Origin of the sequence: Olleya sp. 1-3 (assembly GCF_002836085.1) — a bacterium.
In the GTDB taxonomy this organism is placed as follows: domain Bacteria; phylum Bacteroidota; class Bacteroidia; order Flavobacteriales; family Flavobacteriaceae; genus Olleya; species Olleya namhaensis.
Genome location: NZ_PJBW01000003.1, coordinates 180,815 through 206,389, shown reverse-complemented (window position 1 = coordinate 206,389; position 25,575 = coordinate 180,815). Strand labels below are relative to the sequence as shown.

Genomic DNA, 25,575 nt, shown 5'->3' with positions numbered 1-25,575 from the left:
ATAAAAAAATTATAAATACTATCTTTGAAGGATATTACAATAAACTAACAAGTCAACTGATAAACTATAAGTTATGTCATACAATTTATTAAAAGGAAAAAGAGGAATTATATTTGGAGCATTAGATGAAAACTCTATTGCTTGGAAAACTGCAGAACGTGTACACGAAGAAGGTGGTACGTTTGTCTTGACTAATGCGCCTGTTGCAATGCGTATGGGACAAATTGATAAATTAGCAGAAAAAACAGGATCTCAGATTATACCTGCAGACGCTACTAGTGAAGAAGATTTATTAAACCTTGTCAATAAATCTATGGAGATTTTAGGAGGTAAAATTGATTTTGTATTACATTCAATTGGGATGTCTATTAATGTTAGAAAAGGAAAACATTATACGGATCAAAATTATGCTTGGACACAAAAGGGTACGGATGTATCTGCGATGTCTTTTCATAAAACAATGCAGACGTTATATAAGCAAGATGCAATGAATGAGTGGGGAAGTATTGTAGCGTTAACATACATGGCTGCACAACGTGTTTTTCCAGACTATAATGATATGGCAGATAATAAAGCTTATTTAGAGAGTATTGCACGTAGTTTTGGTTACTTTTTTGGAAGAGATAAAAAGGTTAGAGTTAATACAATATCACAATCTCCAACACCAACTACAGCAGGTAGTGGTGTAAAAGGGTTTGACGGTTTTATCGCTTACGCGGAAAAAATGTCGCCTTTAGGTAATGCTACAGCATTAGATTGTGCTAATTACACAGTGTCTTTATTTAGTGATTTAACTAAACGTGTAACATTACAAAACTTATACAATGATGGTGGGTTTAGTAATATGGGCGTTAGTGACGAGGTAATGAATGCTTTTGTAGAGAGTATGGATAAATAGATTAGAAGTCAAAAAATATATTTTTAAAAAGGTCTTGCTTGTAACGTAAGGCCTTTTTTTATGCTTCAAAGTATAGCGTGTAGGAAAAGTATGATAATCAGTTAGTTGTAGTTTTGTGTTAAAGAAATCAGCATTTTGTCTGTTAAAAATGTATTTTGTCGATTTGATAAAGTTGTTTGTTATTCGTTGGTAATTATTCAATATTTTTAAAGAATGATTATTTAATAACTAACTAATACCAATTTTAATATGAGAAAAATTACTTTTTTATTGTTTGCGCTTATTGCATTTAATATGCAGTCTAATGCACAAATATTTATTCAAGAAAATCTTGACTCGGGCTTTCCTACAGGATGGTCTCAAGTCAGTTATTTTGCTAGTTCAACTGCAACATATGTATGTGAAGGAAGTGGTAATATTGCCGATAATCTGTACGGTAGTGCTTCCAATGATGGTACATTTACCTCTCCAAATTTTGTAGGAGCATCAAACGAAACAGATGCTGTTGTATCTTTTGATTGGTTAGCTAGACCTTATTCAACTAATGCTGTAGACTACATAATTTTTGTTGAATATTCAACTAATGATGGTACTGATTGGAATTTAGTGTCTTCTTTTGCGGTTACAGAAACTACAGCTTGTACAACGTATAGTGAGGTGATTCCTTCAGCAAATATTCCTTTAGGTTCAGATTTTAAATTTAGAATAAGAGGAGAATGGCAAAGTGGAGATAGTTATTTTTATTTAGATAATATTTTAGTTTCTCAAACTTCTGCTGATGCGCCAAATTGTGATTCTGTTTTAGCAACTACTGTAGATGTTTCAATTGCAGGAGATATATCTTGGAATGGTGCAACAGGTATTCCAACTGGTTACGATTTAACTGTTGGAACTGCTACAGGTGGTTCTGATGTTTTGTCTACATCTTTAGGGAATGTTACTACCGTTAATTTAGGATTATTAGCCTATTCAACAACGTATTATGTAAATCTTGTACCAACTAATGCAAATGGTTCTGCTACAGATTGTGTAGAGCAAACATTTGTTACAGAAGCGCAACCTCCAGCAGGTACAGATTGTTTAAATGCTATAGCAGTTGCTAGTTTACCTTACAGTACTTCTGATGATACTGCTAATTATGGAGATACTTACTCTGGCTCTCCAGGAGCTAGTTGTGATTCTACAAGTGGTTATTTAAATGGAGATGATGTTGTGTATTCTTACACTGCCTCAGCTGACATTTCAGTAAACTTTGAAGCTGCAGGTGTTGGAACTTACACAGGACTTTTTGTTTACACAGATTGTTCTGATATAGGTACTACATGTACTTCAGGAGCTGTAAATGGTTCAGCAGGTGGAGATTTAAGTTATGATTTAGAATTAACGACAGGTACAACCTATTATGTTGTAATTTCTACTTGGGCTAACCCTCAAAACACTGTTTATACATTAAATATTACAGAAAACACATGTACAAATGCAACTGCTATTTACACAATTGTAAATGATTGTGATAATTCAGGTGGCTTTTTTATAGATGTTGAAGTAACAGATATGGGTACAGCAACTGCTTTAACTGTTTCTGATGATCAAGCTAGTGCAACACAATCGCTTACAGCTATAGGTACAGTTCAATTTGGACCTTATGTTAACGCGACGGATGTTGTAATTTCAATAGCTGATGATAACGATGCAAATTGTTTTTTAAATAGTTCAGCATTAACTCAAGTTGCTTGTCCTCCAGTAAACGATGCTTGTGAGAATGCAATTACAATTAATGCTGGAGATTCAATCTCTGGTGATACTACTGGAGCCACCAATGTAGAAGCTTTAACAGTATGTGAAGGAGGAACAGTAGGTACAACATGTGATTCAGGTGGTGATTCTACACCTAACGGTGGTTTCCTTGTTTTTGGTACAGGAGTGTGGTATGTATATAATTCACCTGGTAATGAATCTATTTCTATTGAGGATTCTGCTGGTGCTTTCGATTCAGAGATTCAAGTATGGTCTGGAGCTTGTGGCTCATTAGTGTGTGTTGCAGGAGATGACGATAGTTCGATTGTAGGAAATGGTGGTTTTGTTTGTTTCGATTCTGAAGCAACAGCTACAACTTATTATATTTACATAGATGGTAATGCAGCTACTGGTGTAGGTGCTTATACATTAAATTTAAATACGACACCTTTACCGCCTGCTAATGACGAATGTGCTGCTGCAGAAGCTTTAACTTTAGGAGTTGAAATCACAGGAGATAATACTGGAGCAACAGATTCTGCTTTAGCAACAGATTGTTTTACAGGTGTAATATCAGATTTATGGTATTCATTTGTAGCTCCTGCTTCAGGAGAGGTTACAGTAACAACTACCGCTGCTCAATATGCTGTTTATAGTGATTGTGCCGGTGCTGTAGTTGGCGAGTGCAATGTATCTGTAGTTGGTGATTTAACGGAAGGAACTACGTATTATGTTAGAGTTAGTGATGATGGAACTGCAAGATCACAAGTTACAGGTTCTTTTACTTTATTAGTTTCAGAAGCAGTTTTAAGTACTTCAGACTTTACTAATCAAAGTTTATTTTCTTACTATCCAAACCCAGTTAGCGATAACTTAACATTAAAAGCTCAAAAAGAGATTTCTAATGTATCTGTTTATAATATGATTGGACAAGAAGTTTATAGAAACGCACCAAACAGTGTTAACAATTCTGTAGACATGTCTAACTTACAGGCAGGAGCTTACTTTGTTAAAGTAACTATTGATAATGTAACAGAAACAATAAAAGTAATTAAGAAATAATCTTAAACTTTAATACAATTAAAAGCCACCTTTTTAGGTGGCTTTTTTTATGCGATTAACTTACATTTGTAACATGCAATTAAGTTATTCTTTTATCATACCCGTTTATAATCGTCCTGTAGAGATTGAAGAGCTTTTAGAGAGCTTTTTAAAGTTAAGCGGTACGTTTAGTTATGAAATTGTAATTGTGGAAGATGGGTCGACTATAACGTCTCAGTCCGTAATAGATAAGTATAATACGCAGTTAGATATAACCTACTATTTTAAACCGAATTCGGGACCTGGAGATTCAAGAAACTTCGGAATGCAAAAAGCAAAAGGGAATTACTTTATTATTTTGGATAGTGATTGTTTATTGCCTAGTAATTATTTAATTGAAGTTGACCGTAGTTTAAAACAAAATTACGTAGACTGTTTTGGAGGACCAGATAAAGCACATAAATCATTTTCTAATCTTCAAAAAGCAATAGATTTTAGTATGACTTCTGTAATAACAACAGGAGGAATCAGAGGTAATAAGGCTAGTTTAGACAAGTTTCAGCCTAGAAGTTTTAATATGGGATTATCTAAAAAAGCATTTGAAGCTACAAAAGGCTTTGGTAATATCCATCCGGGAGAGGATCCTGATTTATCTATACGGTTATGGAATTTAGGTTTTAATACAGTATTAATCCCGGAAGCCTACGTTTATCATAAAAGACGTATTTCTTGGTCTAAATTTTATCAACAAGTCTATAAATTTGGTTCTGTAAGACCTATTTTAAACCAATGGCATCCGCAAACTAAAAAGCTGACTTATTGGTTTCCGTCAGTATTTACACTTGGTGCTATTTTTGCTATAATATTTGCGCTTTTTAATATTTACTTACCAATATATTTAGTCTTATTCTATTTTAGTCTCGTTTTTGTTATAGCTTTAATCACAACAAAAAATGTGATTATTACATGTCAGGCGTTGTTAGCAGTATGTATTCAGTTTTTTGGATATGGCTATGGATTTTTAAAGTCCACTTTAATATTAAGTATAAAAAAAGATAAAGCAGAAGTGCTATTTCCTCATCTGTTTTTTAATAATAAATAATGCAAACCATAAAATCTAAAATATTAGGATTGTTTAAGAGCAAAAAGATAAATGTCTTTTTACTGTTCTTCTTGTTAGCGTTTTCAATTTTAGTATTAACTAAATTATCTAAAGTTTATACAGCAACACTAACTTTTGATGTAAATCCAATAAATGTAGATGACACATTTGTTTTAATAAATCAAGACAATGCTAAGTTAAATATAACATTAGAAACCTATGGATTTGATTGGCTTAGATATGCAATAAATCGTCCGCTTTTAGACATTGATTTTAACACTGATATAGTAAAAAAAGACTCATCACTTATCTGGAGTATGTCTCGTGGCTTTGCAAATATTAACAAGCAGTTTAGTAAAGAGAAAAAAATAATTAGCATCAATCCAGATACTTTATCGTTTAAGTATGATAGTAATAGTATAAAATATGTTCCAATAGTGCTGCATGCAAATATTAAATATGCGCCTGGTTATAATACGTTGGATGTGGTTAAAACGAAACCAGATAGCATAAAGTTGATTGGGCCAAGTTCTATACTCAGAAAAATTAAAAAGATAGATACGGACAACTTGGATGTCTTAGATGTTAAAGCCAATATTAATAAAATACTAACCTTACAATTGGATAGTATAGGTAATAAGGTAAAGACAAACTTAAAGCAAGTACAATTGGAAGTTAAGGTTTCTAAGTTTTCAGAAGGTGTGGTTAGTCTTCCAATAGAGGTTATTAATGTTCCAGAAGGTATAACGCTTAATTATTTTCCAAAACAGATTTCTTTAAGCTATGCTACCAGTTTAGAAAACTTTAAGAATATATCAGCACAAGATTTTAAAGTGGTTTGTAATTATAAAGACGCTATAGATAATTCGTTTTTAACTCCAAATTTAGTAAAACAACCTGCTAGTGTTAAAAACATAAGGTTGTTACAGCAGAAAATTGAATTTATTATAAAAGAATGACACCAATAATTGTAGGATTAACAGGAGGTATAGGTAGTGGTAAAACTACAGTCGCTAATTTTTTTAAAGACTTAGGTGTGCCTGTTTATATAGCAGATACAGAAGCTAAGGCTTTAATGAACCGTTCTAAAATTATAAAACGAAAACTAGTACAGCTTTTTGGAGACCAAGCATATATTGACGCGTCATTAAACAAACCTTTTATTGCGAGTCAGATTTTTAACAACAAAGCATTATTACAACAAATGAATGCTATTGTACACCCAAAAGTTGCAAAACACTTTGCTAATTGGGTAAAAAAACAAGAGTCAGACTACGTTATTAGCGAAGCTGCTATTATTTTTGAAAACGGTAGCTACAAAAAATATGATGTCATCATAACAGTGGTGGCACCTGAAGACGTTAGACTTAAGCGTGTAGTTAAACGTGACGACTCTTCTTCTGAAAAAGTAAAAGCCATTATGAAAAACCAATGGAGCGATAAACAAAAAACTGAACTTTCAGATTTTGTGATAACTAATGTAAATTTAGAAGACACAAGGCTCCAAGTAGGAAAAATCCATGCTAAAATCTTAAATAGCGCAACAAATCATTAAATTTTAACGTTTTTGTTAATGTAAGGTTAAATGCAAGGAATCCTAAATGTTAAAATATTAGTTTTGGTGTGTGAATAAAAGGATATTTCTAGTATTAGTAGTTTTAATGAGTTGTTCTTTAATAGGTATTATTTTAGTACAAGCTTATTATATTAACAATTCAATTCAAAATAGTGAAAACCAATTTAACTTCAATGTAAAAAAAGCATTGAGTTATGTTTCTAAAACTATTGAAAATGAAGAACGCTCAGACCATTATTATAAGATTTCTGAACTAATTAAAGAAGGTAAAACTAAGCTAGATTCTAATGCTATTTTAAATTTTTATATTAAACAGGATAATCCTAATAGTAACCAATCTATAATTTATAGAAATGGAATTCTTGAAGAAAATTTTAAAGTATCATCATCGCTCTTTGACATAGGTTTAGATAGCTTAAATGTAAAACGAATTTTAAGCGAAAGAGAAACAAAAATAGTAGAAAACAGCACTTTAGATGGGACGCAAAATCTCACATCTATGTTATCTGAGATTGGAGTAACAACTGTCAATGAGTTTTTTCTAGAGACGTCATATTTAGATTATGCGTTTAGAAAGCCAATACATAAAAGGGTTAATACTGATCAGGTTGAAAGGTTACTGGCATTAAAACTAATTGAAGATGATATTAATATTGGTTATGAGTTTGCTATTTATAGTAATGGTTTAGCCACTAAGGTTAAGACAGAAAATTTTCATTTAGATCAAAATAAAGCGTCTACTTTTAGTGTTCCATTTTTTTTTAATGAAAACGACGATAGCAATTACAGGTTATTAGTAAATTTTCCGGAACGTAAAAAATTCATTTTATCATCAGTTTTAACGATGCTAATTTTGTCTATTATATTTACATTAATTATTATAATTGCTTATTCAAGTGCATTGTATCAGTTAATAAAACAACGACAGATCTCTGAAATTAAAACAGATTTTATCAATAACATGACACATGAGTTTAAGACGCCAATTGCAACAATAAATTTGGCATTAGACTCCATTAGAAATCCTAAGGTAATAGACGACAAAGAGAAGGTTTTACGTTATTTAGGAATGATTAAAGAAGAGAATAAAAGGATGCATGCTCAGGTAGAAAATGTATTAAGAATATCTAAACTTGAAAAAAATGAGCTTAACATTAGTAAGGAACGTGTAGAGTTAAACGACTTAGTAGAAGACGCTATTACTCATGTAGAGTTAATTGTAGAAGATAGAGGTGGTCATATAGAAACCCATCTTAATGCTGAAAAGTCTTCCGTATTAGCTAACGAAACACATTTTACCAATGTTTTAGTAAACGTATTGGATAATGCTATTAAGTATTCTCCAGAACAACCTAAAATTATAGTTACAACAGAATTGGCTGGTAATAATATTTTAGTACATATTAAAGACCACGGAAGTGGAATGAGTAAAGTAGCTCAAAAACGTGTGTTCGAAAAATTTTATAGAGAACATACAGGAAACATACATAACGTCAAAGGTCATGGTTTAGGATTGGCTTACGTTAAGAGAATAGTAGAAGACCATCATGGTCATATATCAGTAGAAAGTGAAAAAGAAAAAGGAAGTACTTTTACAATAAAGCTTCCCTTAATCTCGTAATATTATGGAAGAACAATTAAAAAGAATATTATTAGTCGAAGACGATCCAAATTTTGGAACTGTTTTAAAAGATTATTTATCAATGAACGATTACGAAGTTACACATGCTAAAAATGGTATGGAAGGCTTTGAAAAGTTTAAACGTGGCGATTTTGACCTATGTATTTTAGATGTCATGATGCCATATAAAGACGGTTTTACTTTAGCTAAAGAAATTAGAGAGAAAAATGCAGAAGTGCCTATAGTATTCTTAACCGCTAAGGCGATGAAAGAAGATGTGCTTAAAGGGTATAAAGTTGGTGCAGATGATTATCTAAACAAACCTTTTGATAGTGAAGTCTTATTAATGAAGATTAAAGCAATCATGCAACGTAAAGCTAACGATACAGTTGCAGATAGCAAGCAATTTGAATTTAAAATTGGAGGTTTTGATTTAAACTCTAAGCTTAGATTTTTAACATACAACGGAGGAGATCAAGTAAAATTATCTCCAAAGGAAAACGAATTACTTCGTATGTTAGCGCTACATGAAAACGATTTAATGCCAAGAGAATTAGCATTAACTAAAATATGGAGAGACGATAATTATTTTACGTCTAGAAGTATGGATGTTTATATTGCTAAACTTAGAAAATATTTAAAATTAGACCCTAAAGTTGAAATTTTAAACATACACGGAGAAGGATTTAGATTAGTCGTTAACCAAAGTTAATAACTAATTAAGTCTACTTTTTGAATAAAAAAAATCCAGCATATCGCTGGATTTTTTTAGTTTATAATAGTTTCTAATTTAGAAATGATAGTTTCTTTTGGTGTTAGATAATCAAACCATAAAGTTTCGGGATTGCGTTTAAACCAAGTCAATTGTCGTTTTGCAAATCGTCTAGAATTTTTTTGTATTTCTGCTACAGCAAAGTCTAAAGTCCAAGTATTATCTAAATAATTAAAAATCTCTTTGTAACCAACAGTATTTAGGCTGTTAAGTTCCTTAAAAGGGAGTAGTGTTTTGACTTCATCCTCTAATCCATTATCCATCATAATATTGACGCGCTTATTAATTCTGTCGTAAATAATTTGACGATTTGCCTCTAAACCAATGGTAATGGTCTTAAAAGGGCGTTTGTTTTTATCTTTATTTAAAAATGAAGAATAAGGCTGTCCACTACCAATACAAATCTCTAAGGCTCTAATAACGCGTTGCGGATTGTCAATTGCTATCGTATTGTAAGATGTTGGATCTAATGTTTTTAGTTGTAATTGAAGCGTTTCTAAACCATCTGTCTCTAATTGTTTATTTAATTGTGGTCTAATGGCTTTATCTACTTCAGGAAAGTAGTCCAAACCTTTGCTAACAGCATCTACATATAATCCAGAGCCACCTACCATAATAACAACGTCATTGCTTTGGTGTAAGCTTTTCAAACAAGTTATGGCCTCTTTTTCAAAAGCACCAACATTGTAAGCTTCTGTGATTGATTTGTTGTGTATAAAATGATGTTTAGCCTGTGCTAATTCTTCAGTGGTTGGCGCAGCAGTACCAATACTCATTTCTTTAAAAAACTGTCTAGAATCGGCTGATATTATTTCTGTATTAAAGTAATTGGCTAACTTAATACTAAGCGCTGTTTTACCTATAGCTGTTGGTCCAACAATAGATATAAGATACTTGTTAGTGTGTTTCACTTTAAAAGGTCTTTAAAAGAATATTAATATAGATTGGTTCCGCAGACTTTACAGAATCTAGCATCGTCATCATGGTACTCTTCATGACAATTAGAACAGCGTTGCGTATTTAGATTTAGTTTTTTTTGTGGCGGTTGTTGCGTTTTTTCGTCATCAGACTTTTTCATACTTCTAGAATACTCTGCAGATACAATTCCTGTAGGTACAGCAATAATACCATAACCTAAAATCATGATGATGGTTGTAATAAATTGCCCTAATGCAGTTTGTGGCGCAATATCTCCAAATCCAACCGTAGTTAAGGTTACAATACACCAATAGACACTTTTAGGAATGTTTGTAAATCCATTATCTTCTCCTTCAACCAAATACATAATGGTTCCGAAAATGACAGAAGAAATTAAAACCGCAAATAAAAACACAAATATTTTCACACGACTAGCAATTATAGAATCCTTTAATTGGTTAGAAGCACCTAAGTATCTAGCTAGTTTTAAAATTCTGAAAACACGAAGTAAACGTAATGCTCTTAAGGTTACCAGCGCATGAGAACCTGCAAAAACAAAAGAGATATACATTGGTATTGTTGACAATAAATCTAAAATACCATAAAAACTAAAAATGTATTTGAAAGGTTTTTTTACGGTTATGACACGTAAAATATACTCGATACTAAAAAATATAGTAATAATCCACTCGCCGATGTATAATAGCTCGTGGTATTTTGCGTCAATATGATTGACACTTTCTAGCATAACTAAAAGTATACTTGCTAAAATTAAAACAAGTAGAATGACATCAAATAGTTTTCCCGCAGGTGTGTCTGCCTCATAAATAATCTCATGAAGTTTGTCTTTCCAACCTTTATTTTGTTTTGCTGCACTCATGTGGTAAAAATACTAAATAAAGATTAGTTATTTTTTTCTAAAACTATTACAGTGTTATTTTGAATTTTAACAATGTCGTTATAAAAAGATTTTAATTCAGGATAATAATTTGTAGTGTACATCGTGTTATAAAAATGAACTCTAAAAGATAACTCTAGAATATTTTCTTTTTGTATTGGTTTAAAAACAAGTAAACCAGAATTATTAGATAGTTTATATGATTTTTCTTGTGGTGTTTCTATAATTTTATAGTTGTCACTAGATTCAATTTTTATATTGTAGATAAAATTATTTTTAAACCCGAAGTCAATAGGGTAGGTCCTTTTGTTTAATTGTAGCGGGTTTTTTGTGAAAATTTTAAAAATAAAGGGGTCTAAATAAATCTTGTTTCCTATGGTTGTTAATGGTCCTGATATAGACATTGTTTCAGTAAACAACGATTTGTTGTTTTTGTTTATTTCAACCTCTATATCGCCAAAAGTATAATCGGGATATTTTTCTTTGAATTGTTTTAAATTATCTTGATCGTCTCTAGTATAATTCTGTCTAGCTTTTAACGCATTATAACCTGTTTTTGCGGTTGTCAAAGTTCCAGTAAATGTACCATCATCATTAAGTTTGACAATAATTTTATGCTGTATTGCCGAGCTTGTTTTTGGTTTTATATCAACCCAATGACTTCCGTTTTTAAAGTCCATTTCTCGTCCATATTGATTTAAGCATTTAAACGGGATCTCTCCAAAATTTAATGCAGAATCTGTTGCATCTAAAAAGTATGATTCGCCATCAATTTCTGCTCTCACAATCACGTAGTTGAATTCTGAAATAACAGGGTATAGTTTAGTTATAAATCCATTGTTTCTTGTCGATAATAGTACAGGGTAGGTTTGTATACCATGTTTTATTAATAGGTTATAAAGTAGCAAGTTAATTTCTGCTACGTTACCTGACTTTTGTTCAATGACTTCTTTTATGGATACATCTTTAAAAATGCGGTAATAGTTATTCCAATTGTAATTGTTTTTAACAAAGTCAAAGATGTAATTGGCTTTATCTAAATCACTTTTTTGATTTAATAATTCAGGGTCAATTAGCTTTTTTACAAGACTTTCCTTTTTTAGCTGTTTTCCAAAATCAGAATCAGTCCTTAATTCGCTATCCGTAGTTTCCCAATTTTTAGTAATGTTATTTACTGTACCATCAAATCCTTTAACAACTTTTAATTCATATTCAATTCGGGATAAATAATTTTTGGCAGAAGTCATATAATCCTCTTCTATAAAAGCAGGGATGTCTTGCATTGCATATTTTCCGACGGTGCAGTCTGCACTAGCACCATTGTTTCTTTCAACACAGCCTTTTTTTATAGTGCTTTCGTTTGCATCTAATTTAAGTTCTCCAACAAGTTTGATATTGTAATCGTAATTACCAGGGATACTCGTGTTGTATTCACTATAAAGTTTTGGAATCTCTTCTTGAAAGCGCCACGTATTAAATTTATAGATAAATGGACTCTCAAAAGTGTAACTATACGTTATAACGGAGCCTTCTTTAATATTTGGAAGAATAAATTTAAATATTGTGTGATTCTCGTCTGCCTTTTCTTCAAATATTTGAGAATCATCAAGTTTGATTCTAGATACTTTTCCGTCTTCTATATTTGTAGTAGTGGCAATTAAATTTGTAATTTTCTCTTTATTGCCTCCAGAGTTGTATAAGTATATTTTAACGTTGGCTTGATTGAAACCATTACGGTTTAAAATTTTGATTTTTTTGTTATAATTTAAAATTAAATTGAAACTTTTTTCGTCAATTTTAGCGTTTCCATATTCATATAAAACTACAGCATTGGCAGTGGTATCTTGCTTAAATTCATTTAATTCTAAATCTGCTCTTGTAGTCGTTAAATCCTTGGTGTTAAATTGGTTTTGTGAGACTAAAAAATTTGTAAATAACAGGGCGATAACGACTAATATTCTCATTCTAAATTAAGTATTTTTATGCGCTTATTTTTTCTTAAATAGCTTTGTATTATATGTTGTTGGTCTCTATTATTTTCCATTGGAGTAATAATAGATTCTAAAATTTCTAGATTATTAATTTGATAATTTAAATTGTAAAAGCCTAAACCTTTAAACACCCCATTTTGTATTAAAATAGCGCTACGCTCATCAACTTCACGACCTTGGTCTACAATAACCATGTTTTTGTTTTTGTAGTTGTACTTGTCTAATAGTTTCTGTACACGTTTGTTGTAGCTCTCAGGTGTTTCTTCTTCGATACAAGCACCTTGACAATTTTTTACATCGTATTGAAAACAACTACTTTTTGTTTTATAAAGCCCACATAATTTTTGACATAGCTCAAAATTTTCAACCATTTTTTCTAAAAAATGTTTACCACTTTGTCTGGTGCTAAAGGTGGTAACGTGAGGCTTTCTGCCATCTGCTTTGTCTATAGTTAGATTTATGTAACCATTATGATCTATAAAACTGTACAGGGCGTGTGTAAATATACTTCTACGTAAAGCTCTGTTAAGTATAGGTTTGTTTCTCTTAATTTCTTCACTTTCTTTTAAAAGCGCAACAAGCTCGCTACCAGTAGCTTCGTAAGTCACTGTTGCGACTTGCATTTGGATTTTTTTGGATTTAGCAGTTGTACCTGTAAAATGCTGATTGACTCTATTTTTTATGTTTTTGCTTTTACCAATATAAATAATCTCACCGTCGGCTTTATGCATATAATAGACTCCGGTTTTTGATGGTAGATTTGCTATAATATCTATTAAACGCGGTTCCATTTGGAATTTGGGTTCTTTTCTAATAGACGCTTTAATTATAGTTTTATTGGTGTCTTTATTTAGTAATAATTTAAATAATTTGACCGTTGCTAGAGCATCTCCTGATGCACGATGCCTGTCTGTAACTGGTATACCAAGAGACCTAACTAATTTGCCTAAGCTGTAGCTAGGCAAATCAGGAATTAAATCTTTAGAAAGCTCTACAGTACATAATGTTTCGCGTTCAAACTCAAATCCAAGACGTTTAAATTCTGTTTTTAAAATGCGGTAATCAAATTTTGCATTATGTGCTACTAAAATAGTGTCTTCCGTAATTTCTACAATACGCTTTGCTACTTCGTAAAACTTAGGAGCATTACGTAGCATTTTACTATTTATACCTGTAAGATTAACCACAAAAGGTTGGATTTCACGTTCTGGATTAACTAAGCTTATAAACTGGTCTACAACCTCGTGACCATCGTATTTATAGATTGCTATTTCGGTTATGCCTTCTTCGTTAAACTTACCACCAGTGGTTTCTATGTCGACTATTGTGTACAATACAGTTAAAAGTGAAAAATTAAAAATTAAAAATTAGTTGATTTTGATTTCATAGTATTTATTGTAGCTACTAACATTTTAATTAATTCCTTATTTTGAGAAGTTAAACTCAAAAATAAGTCGTGTTTTAAGTATGAAGAATCATGAAGTAAGGCAATCCAATATTCTGTTTCATTAGCTTCTTTAAGAGCGATGCTCATTTTACTAATAAAATCTTTATTAGATTGAGCAAACTCGGCTTCTCTTATATTGGCACCAACAGAAGTTCCACTTCTTAGAAGTTGTCTAGATAGTGTATATTCCTTATCATTTTTTACAATCAATTGGTAAGACTTAATAATTTGCAGGGCAAAATTGTAACTTTTAATCTTTAAAATTGATTCTTTCATTATTTAATTAAAACTTTTAGTTATTACTTTTTAACTATTAGTTGCGTTTTCCAAAGATACTACTTCCGACGCGAACCATGGTGCTACCGCAGTCAATAGCTAATTGGTAATCTCCACTCATACCCATAGATATGGTTTCCAAATCTAAATGTACTGTTTTAAGTGAATCAAATGTTGTTTTTAGTACACCAAATTCCTGCTTAATTTGATCTTGGTCTTCCGTAAAAGTTGCCATTCCCATGACACCAATAACGCTAACATTTTTTAAAGATGAAAAGTCTTCAGACTGAAGTAATGTTGAAGCATCTTCTGGAGACATTCCAAATTTAGAATCTTCCGAAGCTATTTTAATTTGAAGTAGACAATCGATAATTCTATCGTGCTTTTTGGCTTGTTTATTAATTTCTTTTAGCAATTTAAAACTCTCTACACCATGTATTAAATCTACAAACTCAGCCATATATTTGACTTTGTTGGTTTGTACGTGGCCAATCATGTGCCATTTAATATCTTTTGGCATTTCTTGGTGTTTGTCTGCCATTTCTTGGATTTTATTTTCTCCAAAAATGCGTTGACCAGTCTCATAAGCTTCCATTAAATCACTAACCGGTTTTGTTTTTGAAACAGCAACTAGTGTGACGTGATCAGGAAGGGATTGTTTTATTATGTTTAGATTTTGTTTGATGCTCATAATGTTTCCTATGGTAATATGAATTTGTTTTGAGGTTATTCACTTACTTATCTTATTCGTAATTGAAATTATTTAAGTAATATACGCCATTAATCACTAACCGATTAGCCTCATGTGATTGTTGTCGATTGTAATAAATTGAATCATTTTTTACATAAATTTCATTAAATATAGAATCTTTGTTTTTATCTATAGCCTCAGTTTTAATAAATACTAATGCCTTGTTTTTATAAAAGTATTTCTGACTAATATAAGTATCACCTTTACTTATAAAAGAAACATAAACCAACTCATTACTTTTAATATTATGGCACTTGGTAGTTGTTTGTTTGGCGCCTGTAGTTATTCCTCTTAAAATATTTTGCTCTACACTTTTACAATCAAAGTCTTTATTTATTAATTTTTTAAAATGACTATAGTTCTTTATCTCTTTTATGTATTGGATGTTAATTGTAGTATTTGAATCAGAGTTTGTGTTTTTAGTGCTTGAACAATTAAAAAATATAATTAAAAATATTATTAGTAATAATTTAGTCGATTTCATAGCTCTAATTTAGATTCTGCGCTTTAGTCTTAATGACAAACTAAGAAATAATATGGCATCTAAATTATCTCTCATCCCTTATACCTTTTTACTACTGTCTTATTTTAAAACTCATAAATAGTAACACCACTTCTAATTTTAGGCTCTATGTATGTGCTTTTTGGAGGCATTGTTAGTCCGTCGTCAGCGATTTGTTTCATTTGATTAATTGTCGCAGGAACCATGCCAAAACCTACGATAAACTCCTTACTATCTACTTTACTCTTAAGGTTTACAATGTCTTTTTTTCCGCTAATGTAATGTATGCGAGTATCGTTACGTAAGTCCGTAATTCCTAAAATAGGTTCTAGAATTGTTTTAAAAAGGACTTGCGCATCTAATTCGTCTAAAGACGTACCAAAGTTATATTCTGTTTTTCTAAGGTATAACGAGTAAAATTCGCCATCCAAATACATACTAAAATGATGCGATTTTGATGGTTGATATGGTGTTAATCCTCTGTTTTCAATACGATATACGGTATCTAATTGTATTAAAAACTCTTCTTTAGTTAATCCGTTTAAATCTTTTACTAATCGGTTAAACTCGTGTATGCGTAATTCCGATTCGGCAATCAAATAACTCATAAAAAAGTTATATGTTTCTTCTCCTGTATGTTTTTGATTTTCGTTTTTTAGGTCTTCGCAAAGTAATTGAGACGAGGCCGATCTATGATGTCCATCTGCGATATACAGCGTTGGCATGTTATTAAATGTGGCTGTTATTGTATCTATATCTGATGGCTCTTCAATTAGCCATAAATAATGCGTGTCTCTGTAGGTTGTTGTAAACTCAAACTCAGCACGTTCTTTTTGTTTTTTTGCTATAATGTTTGAAATAGCATCATTATCAGGGTAGGTTAATAACACAGGTTCTGCATTAAAACCTACTGTTTTTAGGTAGTCTTTAAATACGGTTTCGCGAGAAGCGATTGTATCTTCATGTTTTTTAATAATGTTATTGGTATAATCTTCCACACTTGCTGCTGCAACAATACCATTAAAGACTTGAAAGTCTCTGTCTACTATTTTATATATGTAAAAACAAGGTTTTTGGTCTTGCATAAAAACAGCATCTTCTTTAAACTCTGAATAACGGTTTTTTACTAATTTATAACGTGCTTCTCCAGAGATTTCTTTGTCGTATTTGTATCCTGGATTTACAATATGTAAAAACGAAAACGGATTATGATCCAAGCGTGCTTCTCTTTCTGCTTGCGTATAACTCTGATAAGAACGTGACGCCACTAAGCTAACTTTATCTCTAGTTGGTCTTACAGCTTTAAAGGGGAGTATTTTTGTCATGTTTTTGAGAATAAGAAGTCTTTTTAGGCAAAAGGCAAAAGGTAAAAGAAGAAAGTACTAATAAAAAAAGGCATACGTCTTTAGCGCTATAAACACTAATAACTTATGCCTTTTTACTTTTAATTATATAAACTGTTTAGATACTTTTTCTGCTTTTCTGCTTTCTGAATAATCGTAAAAACCTTCACCAGATTTAATACCAAGTTTTCCAGCATTTACCATATTAACTAATAATGGGCATGGTGCGTATTTAGGGTTTTTAAATCCATCATACATTACGTTTAAAATAGATAAACAAACGTCTAATCCAATAAAGTCGGCTAGTTGTAATGGTCCCATTGGGTGCGCCATACCAAGTTTCATTACGGTATCAATTTCTTCGACACCAGCAACACCATTGTATAACGTTTCAATAGATTCGTTAAGCATTGGCATTAATATACGGTTGGCAACAAAACCTGGGTAATCATTAACCTCAGTTGGTGTTTTACCTAGTTGCTTAGATAAATCCATGATGATTTTAGTGACTGCATCACTTGTACTATACCCACGGATAATTTCTACTAATTTCATGATTGGCACCGGATTCATAAAATGCATTCCAATAACCATTTCTGGTCTTGACGTTACAGCACCAATTTGTGTAATGGAGATAGAAGAGGTGTTAGTTGCTAAAATAGTATCCTCACCACAAGCGGCATCTAATTGTTTGAAAATCTTTAATTTTAAATCTAAATTTTCTGTTGCAGCTTCTACTACTAAACCAGCGTATTCAACACCAGCTTCAATATTTGTATAGGTTGTTATATTACCTAAAGTTTCCGCTTTGTCAGCTTCTGTAATTTTAGCTTTAGCAACCATACGATCTAAATTTTTGGTAATGGTATCCATTCCTTTTTTTAGAGACGCTTCGCTAATATCTATTAATTGTACTTTAAATCCTGATTGTGCAAACGTATGAGCAATACCATTACCCATTGTTCCTGCACCTATAACTGCTATGTTTTTCATTTGTATGTTGTTCTAAAATTGATCAATTATCATTGTTGCAACACGTAACGCTTCTGTACCATCATGTAATGTTACAATAGGTGTTGTGTTATTATTTATTGCATCTGCAAAAGATTCTAGCTCATCTAGAATAGCATTGTTAGCAGATATTTCTGGGTTATCAAAATAGATTTGCTTTTTAACACCTTCTGCATTTTGTAAAACCATATCAAAATCTCCAGGAGTTTCTGGCGCATCTTTCATTTTTACAACCTCACATTTTTTCTCTAAAAAATCAACAGAGATATAAGCATCACGTTGGAAAAAACGTGTTTTACGCATGTTTTTTAACGATATTCTACTTGCTGTTAAATTAGCAACACAACCGTTAACAAACTCGATACGTGCATTAGCAATATCAGGTGTATCACTTATAACAGAAACTCCGCTGGCAGATACATTTTTAACCTTAGATTTTACAACGCTTAATATAACGTCAATATCATGGATCATTAAATCTAAAACTACTGGTACATCTGTTCCACGCGGATTAAACTCGGCTAAACGATGTGCTTCAATAAACATTGGACTATCTAATTGGTCTTTAACTGCAATAAAAGCGGGATTAAAACGCTCTACATGTCCAACTTGACCCTTAACGCCATATTCTGCAACCAAAGCTCTTAAGCTTTCGGCTTCTTGTACGGTATTTGTTATTGGTTTTTCGACAAATATATGTTTGCCTTTTGCAATAGCTTGCTTGGCACAATCGTAATGAGATAGGGTAGGCGTTACTATATCAACGACATCAACAGCTTCAATTAGCGCTTCAATAGTTTTAAAATATTTGTAACCAAATTCAGCTTCAACTTTTTTACCGTTGTCGGCATCTGCATCATAAAACCCAACTAATTGAAATTTGTCTGATTGATTTAATAGTCTAAGATGAATTTTTCCAAGGTGACCAGCACCTAATACACCAGCTTTTAGCATAGTTTGTTATGTTTTATACAAAAATAAGTTTTTTTACACAGTATTTTATATGAATTTAATAATTATATATTGGATTTAAGACAAAATTATAAATTGACGGAAATCCTTTTCAGGGTTGAATTTTTGAAGTAATTTTATGCTCTAAACTAAGGACTACCATTGAAAGATACTTTTAAACATAAAGGCTTACGTCAGCAATTAGTTGCTGTTTTAAAGAATAAAGGAATTACAAACACTGCTGTATTGGCTGCTATTGGCAAGATACCTAGACATTTATTTATGGATTCTAGCTTTTTGGACCACGCGTATCAAGATAAAGCATTTCCTATTGCGGCTAATCAAACCATATCTCAACCGTATACTGTTGCGTTTCAAACGGAATTAATGCAAGTTAAAAGAGGCGATAAAGTATTAGAAATAGGAACAGGTAGTGGTTACCAAACTGCTGTTTTATGCGAGCTTGGTGCTAAAGTGTATAGTATTGAAAGGCAACAAGAACTGTTTAAAATTACTAGCAGATTTTTACCAAAATTAGGTTACAGAGCTAAAAGTTTAATTTTTGGCGATGGTTATAAAGGGATGAAGGAAGAAGCCCCTTTTAAAAGTATAATAGTTACTGCTGGTGCCCCTTTTGTGCCAAACCCATTATTAGCACAATTAGAAATTGGTGGACGTTTAGTTATACCTGTTGGCGAAAATGTACAAACAATGACCCTTTTTGTAAGAACAGGTCAAAAGGATTTTGAGAAAACAGAATTTGGTGAGTTTAGATTTGTTCCGCTTTTAGAGGATAAGAATTAATAAGTCAGTTTTTTTGAGGTCGGATAGTGTGTTTGGTTTTTCTGATGTAAATTACATGGAGGCAAACATTAATTACTTTTGTTTATCATTTTTTTTCTTTTTCGAGTTTTTCTTTATTGTTAATTGTGGAATGTTAGTTGAAATATAAAAAAGCAAAACGAATGAAATTATTGATTGGAATATCCATAATGACTTTGTCAAGTATGTATTTGGAATGATTTCAGAAAATTTGAATGAAGAAATTGAAGCAAACCAAAAATCAATAAATCCGATTTCTTTATTAATATTTTTAGTTCTTTCATAAAATGAATTATAACCATTTAAATAGTTTTCTAGAGTTTTACGTATTGTTTGATTTTTTAAATAAAATAAATTTATTTTGTTATTGTTTTTAAAAATTGTTAGATAAGTATTTTGTCTTGGCTTTGGTAATCCACCCCCTGAAAGCCTTTGATGTTTTATGTAATTATATGAAGAATCGGAAATAGCTTTAAAAGTTTCGCCAGACAATCTTACACTATCTAAATAGTTTAATTCTTTTAGCTTAAAGAATTCTGACTTGTTGAGTGTTAAATCACTTTCGTAATTCAAAATATTTTTAATTATTCCAAAATTTAAAGTACTGAATTGATTATCGTTTTTTTTAATTTCTAATCTATGATTTGCAGCATCTTTTAAGTAATCAGATAAGTAATAATTATTTTCATTTACTTTATAACTAAGAAAATGAAATGTTGGAAAAAATAATATTGCTAAGTAGAATAATATGAATAAGATATTTAGACCTTCATTTTTATACTTTTTAGAAGTTTTTAGTAAATAAAAGAGATATAATAATGTAAATGAAAAAGGAACAATAATTAAGCTTTCCTTAAGTTCTAAAAAGAAGAGAAGTATTAATAAATTTAGTATTGATAGAACTAAAAGGTAAATGTTTACTTTATTCTTCATTTTTTTATCGAGCATTTAACGAAGTTAGCGTTTTTTTTTGGTACAAATAAGTTTTGATTTGCACTACATAAATTAGTTAAAAGCTAAACCCAAACATAAACGTATCGTTAACCAAACCGCTTCCTTGGTAAGCACGCACATAATCTACACGTAAAAAGCGCATTTTACCCCAACCTAAATTACTTAATCCAAGCGAGTATTCGGTGTATGGTTTATTGCCATTTGTGGCTGCTGCATTAAATCCTGCAACCAAATTAAAATTAAGCTTATTTAATAACGGAATTTTGTTTAAAATATAACCCTTAAAGTTATGTTCTGCATGTATTTCGGCGTAAGCCTTATTAGTACTTAACGCGTAATACGGTAAAATTTTAAAGGCATTTATATAATTGCCATCCAGAACTACATTAGTTTGATTACCATTAAAATGGTGGTAATCTACAAAAGCAATATTGTCTGCATTGTTAAAAACCCCTCCTTTTGCTAAATAGGTTAAATCCCCTTTGTTACCTAAATTTAAGCGTTGATATAGCATTCCTTTAAATTGATCAAAATTGTAGTTGGAGTTACTACTTCCAAACCCTTTTTCGTAACCTAAATATAGTGTTGGAATTTTACTATTTGGAAGGTTATATTTTCCAAAAGGATAGCTCATGTAATTTTGCCCAAAGTTAATGCGCGTGTTTACATTAAGTTTCATGATGTTGTGCGCGTCAAAAGAGGCTACACCGTTAGCTGTTGGATCTAATGGGTTGTTGCTAGTATAGTCTCTGTTGTCTTGAGGGTACCACGCCTGGTCCGAAGTGTTAAATAACGGTTTTCTGTCGTTATAACTTAAATCTGTAGATAGTTGTAAGCCATTAAGTAACTCTTGACTATAGTCTATTTGTGCAAAGCTACGATCGTAAATTTTTAAATAGTTTTTTTCTGCAGTAAGGGAATACGCGGTGTTTAGTAATTCTAAACTAGATAGGTTAGGATTAAATTGTTCTACTTTACTACCTCCCGATAACGCTATTCTTGCTCTGTTTTTTTTGTCAAATCTATAGCTGATGTTTCCGATAGCTCTTAAGCGATCATCTGACTCGCCATAATTTATGTTAGAAGACAGTCTTAAATACTCAGGACTATCGTCCTTAAAGTATTTGCTGTAGCTAGCAGATACTGTACCATTCCAACCTTGCACAGTATTGTAAGCTAATTTACTGATAGGGGAGGAGATATTAAAATAGGTTTTTTTATAAGAGTTGTTGTAACTGTAGCCTCCTAAAATATTACCGAATTTAAATTTGTTATTAACTGTGTCTACTGAGTCTAAATAGGGTTTAGACTCTCTAATTAACTGTATACTGTCTCTTCTAACATAGTCGTTAGCTTCTAGATTAGTTAACGGTACAGGTCTTTTTGTGTCCCAGTAAATGGAATCTTTTTTATTGGCATTATCTTCAAAAGATAAGACTTCTCTTGTAAAGTTTTTAGCCTCAAAATTGGGGTTAAACTCGTAGTTATTATAAGCAGCAGTAAAACGTCCATCACCATTAAAACCAAAAATACCGAACTTGAAATCGAATAATTGCGTGGTTTTTATCCATGATTTTTCAGTATCGTAATAGGTAAACGTTTGTTTAATTGTAAATAAATCTACAGCAGGTATTTGTGCTTGTTGCCCAGTTAATGTAACGTCTGTACCAAACAAACTCCATTGGTCTTCTACAATATATATAAAACCACCAAAAGCTTTGTCGTTTTTGCGTTTAGGCAGTAATTCAATTTTATTAATTAGGTTTCCTAAGTCATCATAAAATGTTCCGACCAACTTAAATTTATAATAATTAAATGCGAAGTCTGAAACAGGAGACACTATTTCGCTTCCTAGTTCAAAGGTGTTTTGGTAGAAGTTAAATTCGACATCAGTCGCATTATTAAAACTAAACCCATTACTATCCCCACTTACTTTTGAAGCTATAATAGTCTCTTTAATTGGTTTTGGTGCTTGGTATTCTAATTTAGATATGGTTTCCGATAAGTAAACAATCCCTGTTCTGGTGCTATCTAACGCTCCATCAAAATCGCCAACGTCTTGACCTAAAACTTTTTCGGGTACGTCTACCATTTTTAATAGACCTCTTGAGTAAAACTCTGCTCTAAACGCTTTTAATTTATTAAGATTGTCTTTACGTTTGGCTATGGTCTGCCTCATGATGGCGTTAGCAGGATTCTCTTCTGAGTTAATTACAACCTCGTCCAAGTTGATGTCTTCTTCTGATAATACAGCATCTAATACAAACGGAAATTTATCAATAGTGACCTTCTTTTTTAAGGTTTTGTAACCTAAATATTGAAATGTAACAGTATAGTCTCCTGTTTTAGAAACTTCTAATAAATAATTACCATCATTATTTGTGGTGGTACCCGTGTATGTGTCTTCGATAAAAATATTGACGACAGCTAGAGGCGTGTTATTGTCAGATGTTACAGTACCTGTAATTTGAGAAAATGCAAAAGTGCTAACTAAACTAAATAGCGTAAGTAGAGAGTATTTCATTTAAAGTTGGTTGTTTATTAGTATAGACGCTTTTTTATTAAAAAAGGTTGCCTGCCTTCAAACATATAACTTATTGAAATTGAATATTGTTATAGAAATTATAAAGTTTTTTTTAAATAGAAAACTAAAGCTGTTGCTGTGTACCGTTTTTGTTTTAGTTGAAACCAAACCATAAACAGGAAGCAGATTAAGAAAAAGAAGTGTTTAGTTAAACGATTTTTTAATACGATCTAGATCACGTTTGTTATCTCTATCCTTCATTGTTTCGCGCTTATCATACAGTTTTTTACCTTTTGCTAGCGCAATATCTAATTTGGCGAAACCTTTTTCGTTTAAAAATAATCGCAAAGGAATAATAGTTAAACCTGACGTATTAACTTCTTTAAGCATTTTTTTAAGCTCTTTTTTGTTTAAAAGTAACTTACGTTCTGCTTTTGGTCTGTGGTTGTAATAATTACCATAAGCATACTCTTGGATATTCATGTTAATCACAAATAGCTCACCACGCTCATTAAACTCGCAAAAAGATTCGGCGATAGAGGCTTGACTGTTTCTAATAGATTTAATTTCTGTTCCGGATAAAACGATTCCAGCAGTGTATTTATCTAAAATTTCATATTGAAATTTAGCCTTTTTATTAAGTATGTTTATCTTTTTTTGCATTGGTGCAAAGCTAATAAAATTGAAGTTAAAGTAATTATAATTGTTTAGTCATTTTATGCATCCCTTTAAAAGGGTCCATAATTAATTCAAAATCCAACGCATAGGAGTCTACAATTTTAAAGCCACATTTTTTATAAAAATTTAAAGCTTGTAATTGTGTGTCCATAGCTTCTAACCAGATAGAGGTGGATTGATTTGCTTTTGCGCGGTTTTCTGACAGTTGCATTAGTTGTTTTCCTAGACCTAATCCTTGATAATCGTGATCTAGATACAATCGGTGTAATTTGGTTGTTGCCTCTGGTATTTGATGTACCAATCTTAAAATACCAATGGTTTTAGTATTGTATTGGATAAAAAAGTAATCGGTGTTTTTAACGTCTAATTCTTTAGTGACGTGCTTAAGGTTGTATTGTGAGTTTATGTACCAATTGCAATCGTTGTTTTTCCAAAGCTGTCTGTAGGCTGGTGGATAAATACGTTGCATTAATTGCAGCAATACCTCATGCTTAGCAACGGTAACAGGACTTAAGTTTAGCATTATTTAAGGTCTATAACTTGATCTGTAATTTTTCCGTTAGTAATGGTTACTATAAACAGTTTGCTATTTATAGCGTCGTCAATATCTTCGTGTTTTTCTTGATTTATTATGGCGTTTACAAATCTTGGTGTTGTATTACTGTGTCCAACAATTAAAACGGATTGCCCTTTGGTTTGTTTTTTAAAATCGTCATAATCTATAGCGTTTGGATTGTATGCAATTACAGGTAATTTTTTGTTTTTTGACGTCGGAAAAGCAGTTCCTAAAGTGCGTTTGTAGTTAGTAGAGTAGATGGCGTCTATCTGTATTTTTTTAAAATAACGTTTCCATTTTCTTGCACGACGTTTTCCTTTTTTAATTAGTTGTGGATTATGGTTTGTGGCATCGCTTCTATCTTTTTCTGCATGTCTAATAAAATAATACGTTGTGGTTGACGTGTTATCATCTTGTTGTGCTTGTGCAGAAAAGGTAAAAAGGAATACTAAAAATAGAAGTAGTAGTTTTTTCATAAGTCAATATTAGGCTAATTCTAAAGCAATGTTTATCATGTCTTTAAAAGTGGTTTCTCGTTCTTTACTAGTCGTTTTTTCTCCTGTAACTAACGAGTCTGAAATAGTACATATCGTTAATGCATTTACATTGTGTTTGGCAGCTACGGTATATAAACCAGCAGTTTCCATCTCTACACAAAGTACACCAAATTTACTCCATTTTTTGTAGGACTCAAAATCATCCGTATAAAACTGGTCAGAGGTAAAAACATTACCTGCTTTAATGACTATGTTTTTGTTTTTTGCAGCGTCCACCGCTTTTTGAAACAATTCAAAACTAGCAGTAGGTGCATAATCGGCACCTCCAAATCTAAGCGTGTTTACTCCAGAATTTGAGGATGCTGCCATAGCTAAAACAACATCTCTAATCTTGATATGTTCTTGGTAAGAACCAGCACTACCAACACGAATCAGATTTTTTACACCAAATTGTGTAATTAATTCATGCGCATAAATAGAAATACTAGGCACGCCCATTCCTGTACCCATTACAGACACGCGTTTACCTTGATACATTCCTGTATAGCCAAGCATGCCTCTAACGTTATTAAAGCAAACAGGATTTTCAAAAAAGGTTTCGGCAATCCATTTAGCACGTAAAGGATCTCCTGGTAACAATATAGTTTCTGCAACATCGCCCTTTTGGGCTCCAATATGTATACTCATAATTATTTTTTAAGGTGAAATG

Annotated in this window: 24 protein-coding genes; 8 read left to right on the top strand and 16 right to left on the bottom strand. The window is 31.7% G+C overall.

Annotated features, from left to right (window positions below):
- Positions 1 to 73 precede the first annotated feature (73 nt).
- The 7 genes from CXF54_RS04900 to CXF54_RS04870 all read left to right on the top strand — a co-directional run bounded on the left by CXF54_RS04900 (position 74) and on the right by CXF54_RS04870 (position 8,687).
- The gene (locus tag CXF54_RS04900; protein WP_090840528.1) at positions 74 to 898 is read left to right on the top strand and encodes an enoyl-ACP reductase; all 825 of its coding nucleotides are present in this window, start codon (positions 74 to 76) and stop codon (positions 896 to 898) included.
- 249 nt (positions 899 to 1,147) lie between these two features.
- Positions 1,148 to 3,697 (top strand): T9SS type A sorting domain-containing protein, encoded by a 2,550-nt coding sequence (locus tag CXF54_RS04895; RefSeq protein ID WP_101202681.1) that lies wholly within the window; start codon positions 1,148 to 1,150, stop codon positions 3,695 to 3,697.
- Positions 3,698 to 3,770: 73 nt separating this feature from the next.
- Entirely contained in the window at positions 3,771 to 4,778 is a 1,008-nt protein-coding gene (locus tag CXF54_RS04890) for a glycosyltransferase (protein WP_101202680.1), read from the top strand.
- The gene (locus CXF54_RS04885) at positions 4,778 to 5,737 is read left to right on the top strand and encodes a hypothetical protein (protein WP_090840522.1); all 960 of its coding nucleotides are present in this window, start codon (positions 4,778 to 4,780) and stop codon (positions 5,735 to 5,737) included. Before CXF54_RS04890 ends, CXF54_RS04885 begins: the two co-directional genes overlap by 1 nt.
- A complete protein-coding gene (gene coaE / locus CXF54_RS04880; protein ID WP_101202679.1) occupies positions 5,734 to 6,333 on the top strand; it encodes a dephospho-CoA kinase in 600 nt (199 codons plus the stop codon). The genes CXF54_RS04885 and coaE overlap by 4 nt, the downstream gene beginning before the upstream one ends.
- A 70-nt stretch (positions 6,334 to 6,403) precedes the next feature.
- Positions 6,404 to 7,975, top strand: a complete 1,572-nt coding sequence (locus CXF54_RS04875; protein ID WP_232782572.1) for a sensor histidine kinase — start codon at positions 6,404 to 6,406, stop codon at positions 7,973 to 7,975.
- A gap of 4 nt (positions 7,976 to 7,979) precedes the next feature.
- On the top strand, positions 7,980 to 8,687 hold the full coding sequence (locus CXF54_RS04870) for a response regulator transcription factor (RefSeq protein ID WP_101202677.1): 708 nt from the start codon (positions 7,980 to 7,982) through the stop codon (positions 8,685 to 8,687).
- 56 nt (positions 8,688 to 8,743) lie between these two features.
- On the opposite strand, the gene miaA is transcribed toward CXF54_RS04870, so the two are convergent.
- From miaA to CXF54_RS04820, 10 genes are all read right to left on the bottom strand, one after another.
- Positions 8,744 to 9,658 (bottom strand): tRNA (adenosine(37)-N6)-dimethylallyltransferase MiaA, encoded by a 915-nt coding sequence (miaA, locus tag CXF54_RS04865; RefSeq protein ID WP_101202676.1) that lies wholly within the window; start codon positions 9,656 to 9,658, stop codon positions 8,744 to 8,746.
- 23 nt (positions 9,659 to 9,681) lie between these two features.
- Positions 9,682 to 10,545, bottom strand: a complete 864-nt coding sequence (locus CXF54_RS04860; RefSeq protein WP_090840510.1) for an ion transporter — start codon at positions 10,543 to 10,545, stop codon at positions 9,682 to 9,684.
- 23 nt (positions 10,546 to 10,568) lie between these two features.
- The gene (locus CXF54_RS04855; protein WP_101202675.1) at positions 10,569 to 12,527 is read right to left on the bottom strand and encodes a DUF3857 domain-containing protein; all 1,959 of its coding nucleotides are present in this window, start codon (positions 12,525 to 12,527) and stop codon (positions 10,569 to 10,571) included.
- The gene (locus CXF54_RS04850) at positions 12,524 to 13,888 is read right to left on the bottom strand and encodes an exonuclease domain-containing protein (RefSeq protein ID WP_090840506.1); all 1,365 of its coding nucleotides are present in this window, start codon (positions 13,886 to 13,888) and stop codon (positions 12,524 to 12,526) included. Before CXF54_RS04850 ends, CXF54_RS04855 begins: the two co-directional genes overlap by 4 nt.
- A gap of 26 nt (positions 13,889 to 13,914) precedes the next feature.
- Complete coding sequence (locus CXF54_RS04845; RefSeq protein ID WP_090840504.1) at positions 13,915 to 14,277, bottom strand: four helix bundle protein; 363 nt, start codon at positions 14,275 to 14,277, stop codon at positions 13,915 to 13,917.
- A 37-nt stretch (positions 14,278 to 14,314) separates the two neighbouring features.
- Entirely contained in the window at positions 14,315 to 14,968 is a 654-nt protein-coding gene (locus tag CXF54_RS04840) for a YggS family pyridoxal phosphate-dependent enzyme (RefSeq protein ID WP_090840502.1), read from the bottom strand.
- A gap of 52 nt (positions 14,969 to 15,020) precedes the next feature.
- Positions 15,021 to 15,512, bottom strand: coding sequence for a hypothetical protein (locus CXF54_RS04835; protein ID WP_101202674.1), 492 nt, complete (start codon positions 15,510 to 15,512; stop codon positions 15,021 to 15,023).
- A 104-nt stretch (positions 15,513 to 15,616) separates the two neighbouring features.
- A complete protein-coding gene (locus CXF54_RS04830; RefSeq protein ID WP_090840497.1) occupies positions 15,617 to 16,855 on the bottom strand; it encodes a DUF1015 domain-containing protein in 1,239 nt (412 codons plus the stop codon).
- A gap of 123 nt (positions 16,856 to 16,978) precedes the next feature.
- Entirely contained in the window at positions 16,979 to 17,866 is an 888-nt protein-coding gene (locus CXF54_RS04825) for a 3-hydroxyacyl-CoA dehydrogenase family protein (protein ID WP_090840495.1), read from the bottom strand.
- Between the two features lie 12 nt (positions 17,867 to 17,878).
- On the bottom strand, positions 17,879 to 18,838 hold the full coding sequence (locus CXF54_RS04820) for a Gfo/Idh/MocA family protein (RefSeq protein WP_090840493.1): 960 nt from the start codon (positions 18,836 to 18,838) through the stop codon (positions 17,879 to 17,881).
- Positions 18,839 to 18,997: 159 nt separating this feature from the next.
- Between CXF54_RS04820 and CXF54_RS04815 the strand changes: the two genes are divergently transcribed.
- Positions 18,998 to 19,639 (top strand): protein-L-isoaspartate(D-aspartate) O-methyltransferase, encoded by a 642-nt coding sequence (locus CXF54_RS04815; protein WP_090840491.1) that lies wholly within the window; start codon positions 18,998 to 19,000, stop codon positions 19,637 to 19,639.
- Between the two features lie 72 nt (positions 19,640 to 19,711).
- Here CXF54_RS04815 and CXF54_RS04810 read toward each other — a convergent pair whose 3' ends face one another.
- The 6 genes from CXF54_RS04810 to deoD all read right to left on the bottom strand — a co-directional run bounded on the left by CXF54_RS04810 (position 19,712) and on the right by deoD (position 25,553).
- The gene (locus CXF54_RS04810) at positions 19,712 to 20,590 is read right to left on the bottom strand and encodes a hypothetical protein (protein ID WP_157823395.1); all 879 of its coding nucleotides are present in this window, start codon (positions 20,588 to 20,590) and stop codon (positions 19,712 to 19,714) included.
- A gap of 76 nt (positions 20,591 to 20,666) precedes the next feature.
- Positions 20,667 to 23,135, bottom strand: a complete 2,469-nt coding sequence (locus CXF54_RS04805) for a DUF5686 and carboxypeptidase regulatory-like domain-containing protein (RefSeq protein WP_101202672.1) — start codon at positions 23,133 to 23,135, stop codon at positions 20,667 to 20,669.
- Positions 23,136 to 23,339: 204 nt separating this feature from the next.
- A complete protein-coding gene (gene smpB, locus CXF54_RS04800; protein WP_090840485.1) occupies positions 23,340 to 23,798 on the bottom strand; it encodes an SsrA-binding protein SmpB in 459 nt (152 codons plus the stop codon).
- A 34-nt stretch (positions 23,799 to 23,832) separates the two neighbouring features.
- Positions 23,833 to 24,336 (bottom strand): GNAT family N-acetyltransferase, encoded by a 504-nt coding sequence (locus tag CXF54_RS04795; RefSeq protein WP_101202671.1) that lies wholly within the window; start codon positions 24,334 to 24,336, stop codon positions 23,833 to 23,835.
- Positions 24,336 to 24,845, bottom strand: a complete 510-nt coding sequence (locus CXF54_RS04790; RefSeq protein WP_090840480.1) for a SixA phosphatase family protein — start codon at positions 24,843 to 24,845, stop codon at positions 24,336 to 24,338. The genes CXF54_RS04795 and CXF54_RS04790 overlap by 1 nt, the downstream gene beginning before the upstream one ends.
- Before the next feature lie 9 nt (positions 24,846 to 24,854).
- Positions 24,855 to 25,553 carry a purine-nucleoside phosphorylase gene (deoD, locus tag CXF54_RS04785; RefSeq protein ID WP_101202670.1) on the bottom strand — a complete coding sequence of 233 codons (699 nt, stop codon included), beginning with the start codon at positions 25,551 to 25,553 and terminating at the stop codon, positions 24,855 to 24,857.
- Between the last annotated feature and the right edge of the window lie 22 nt (positions 25,554 to 25,575).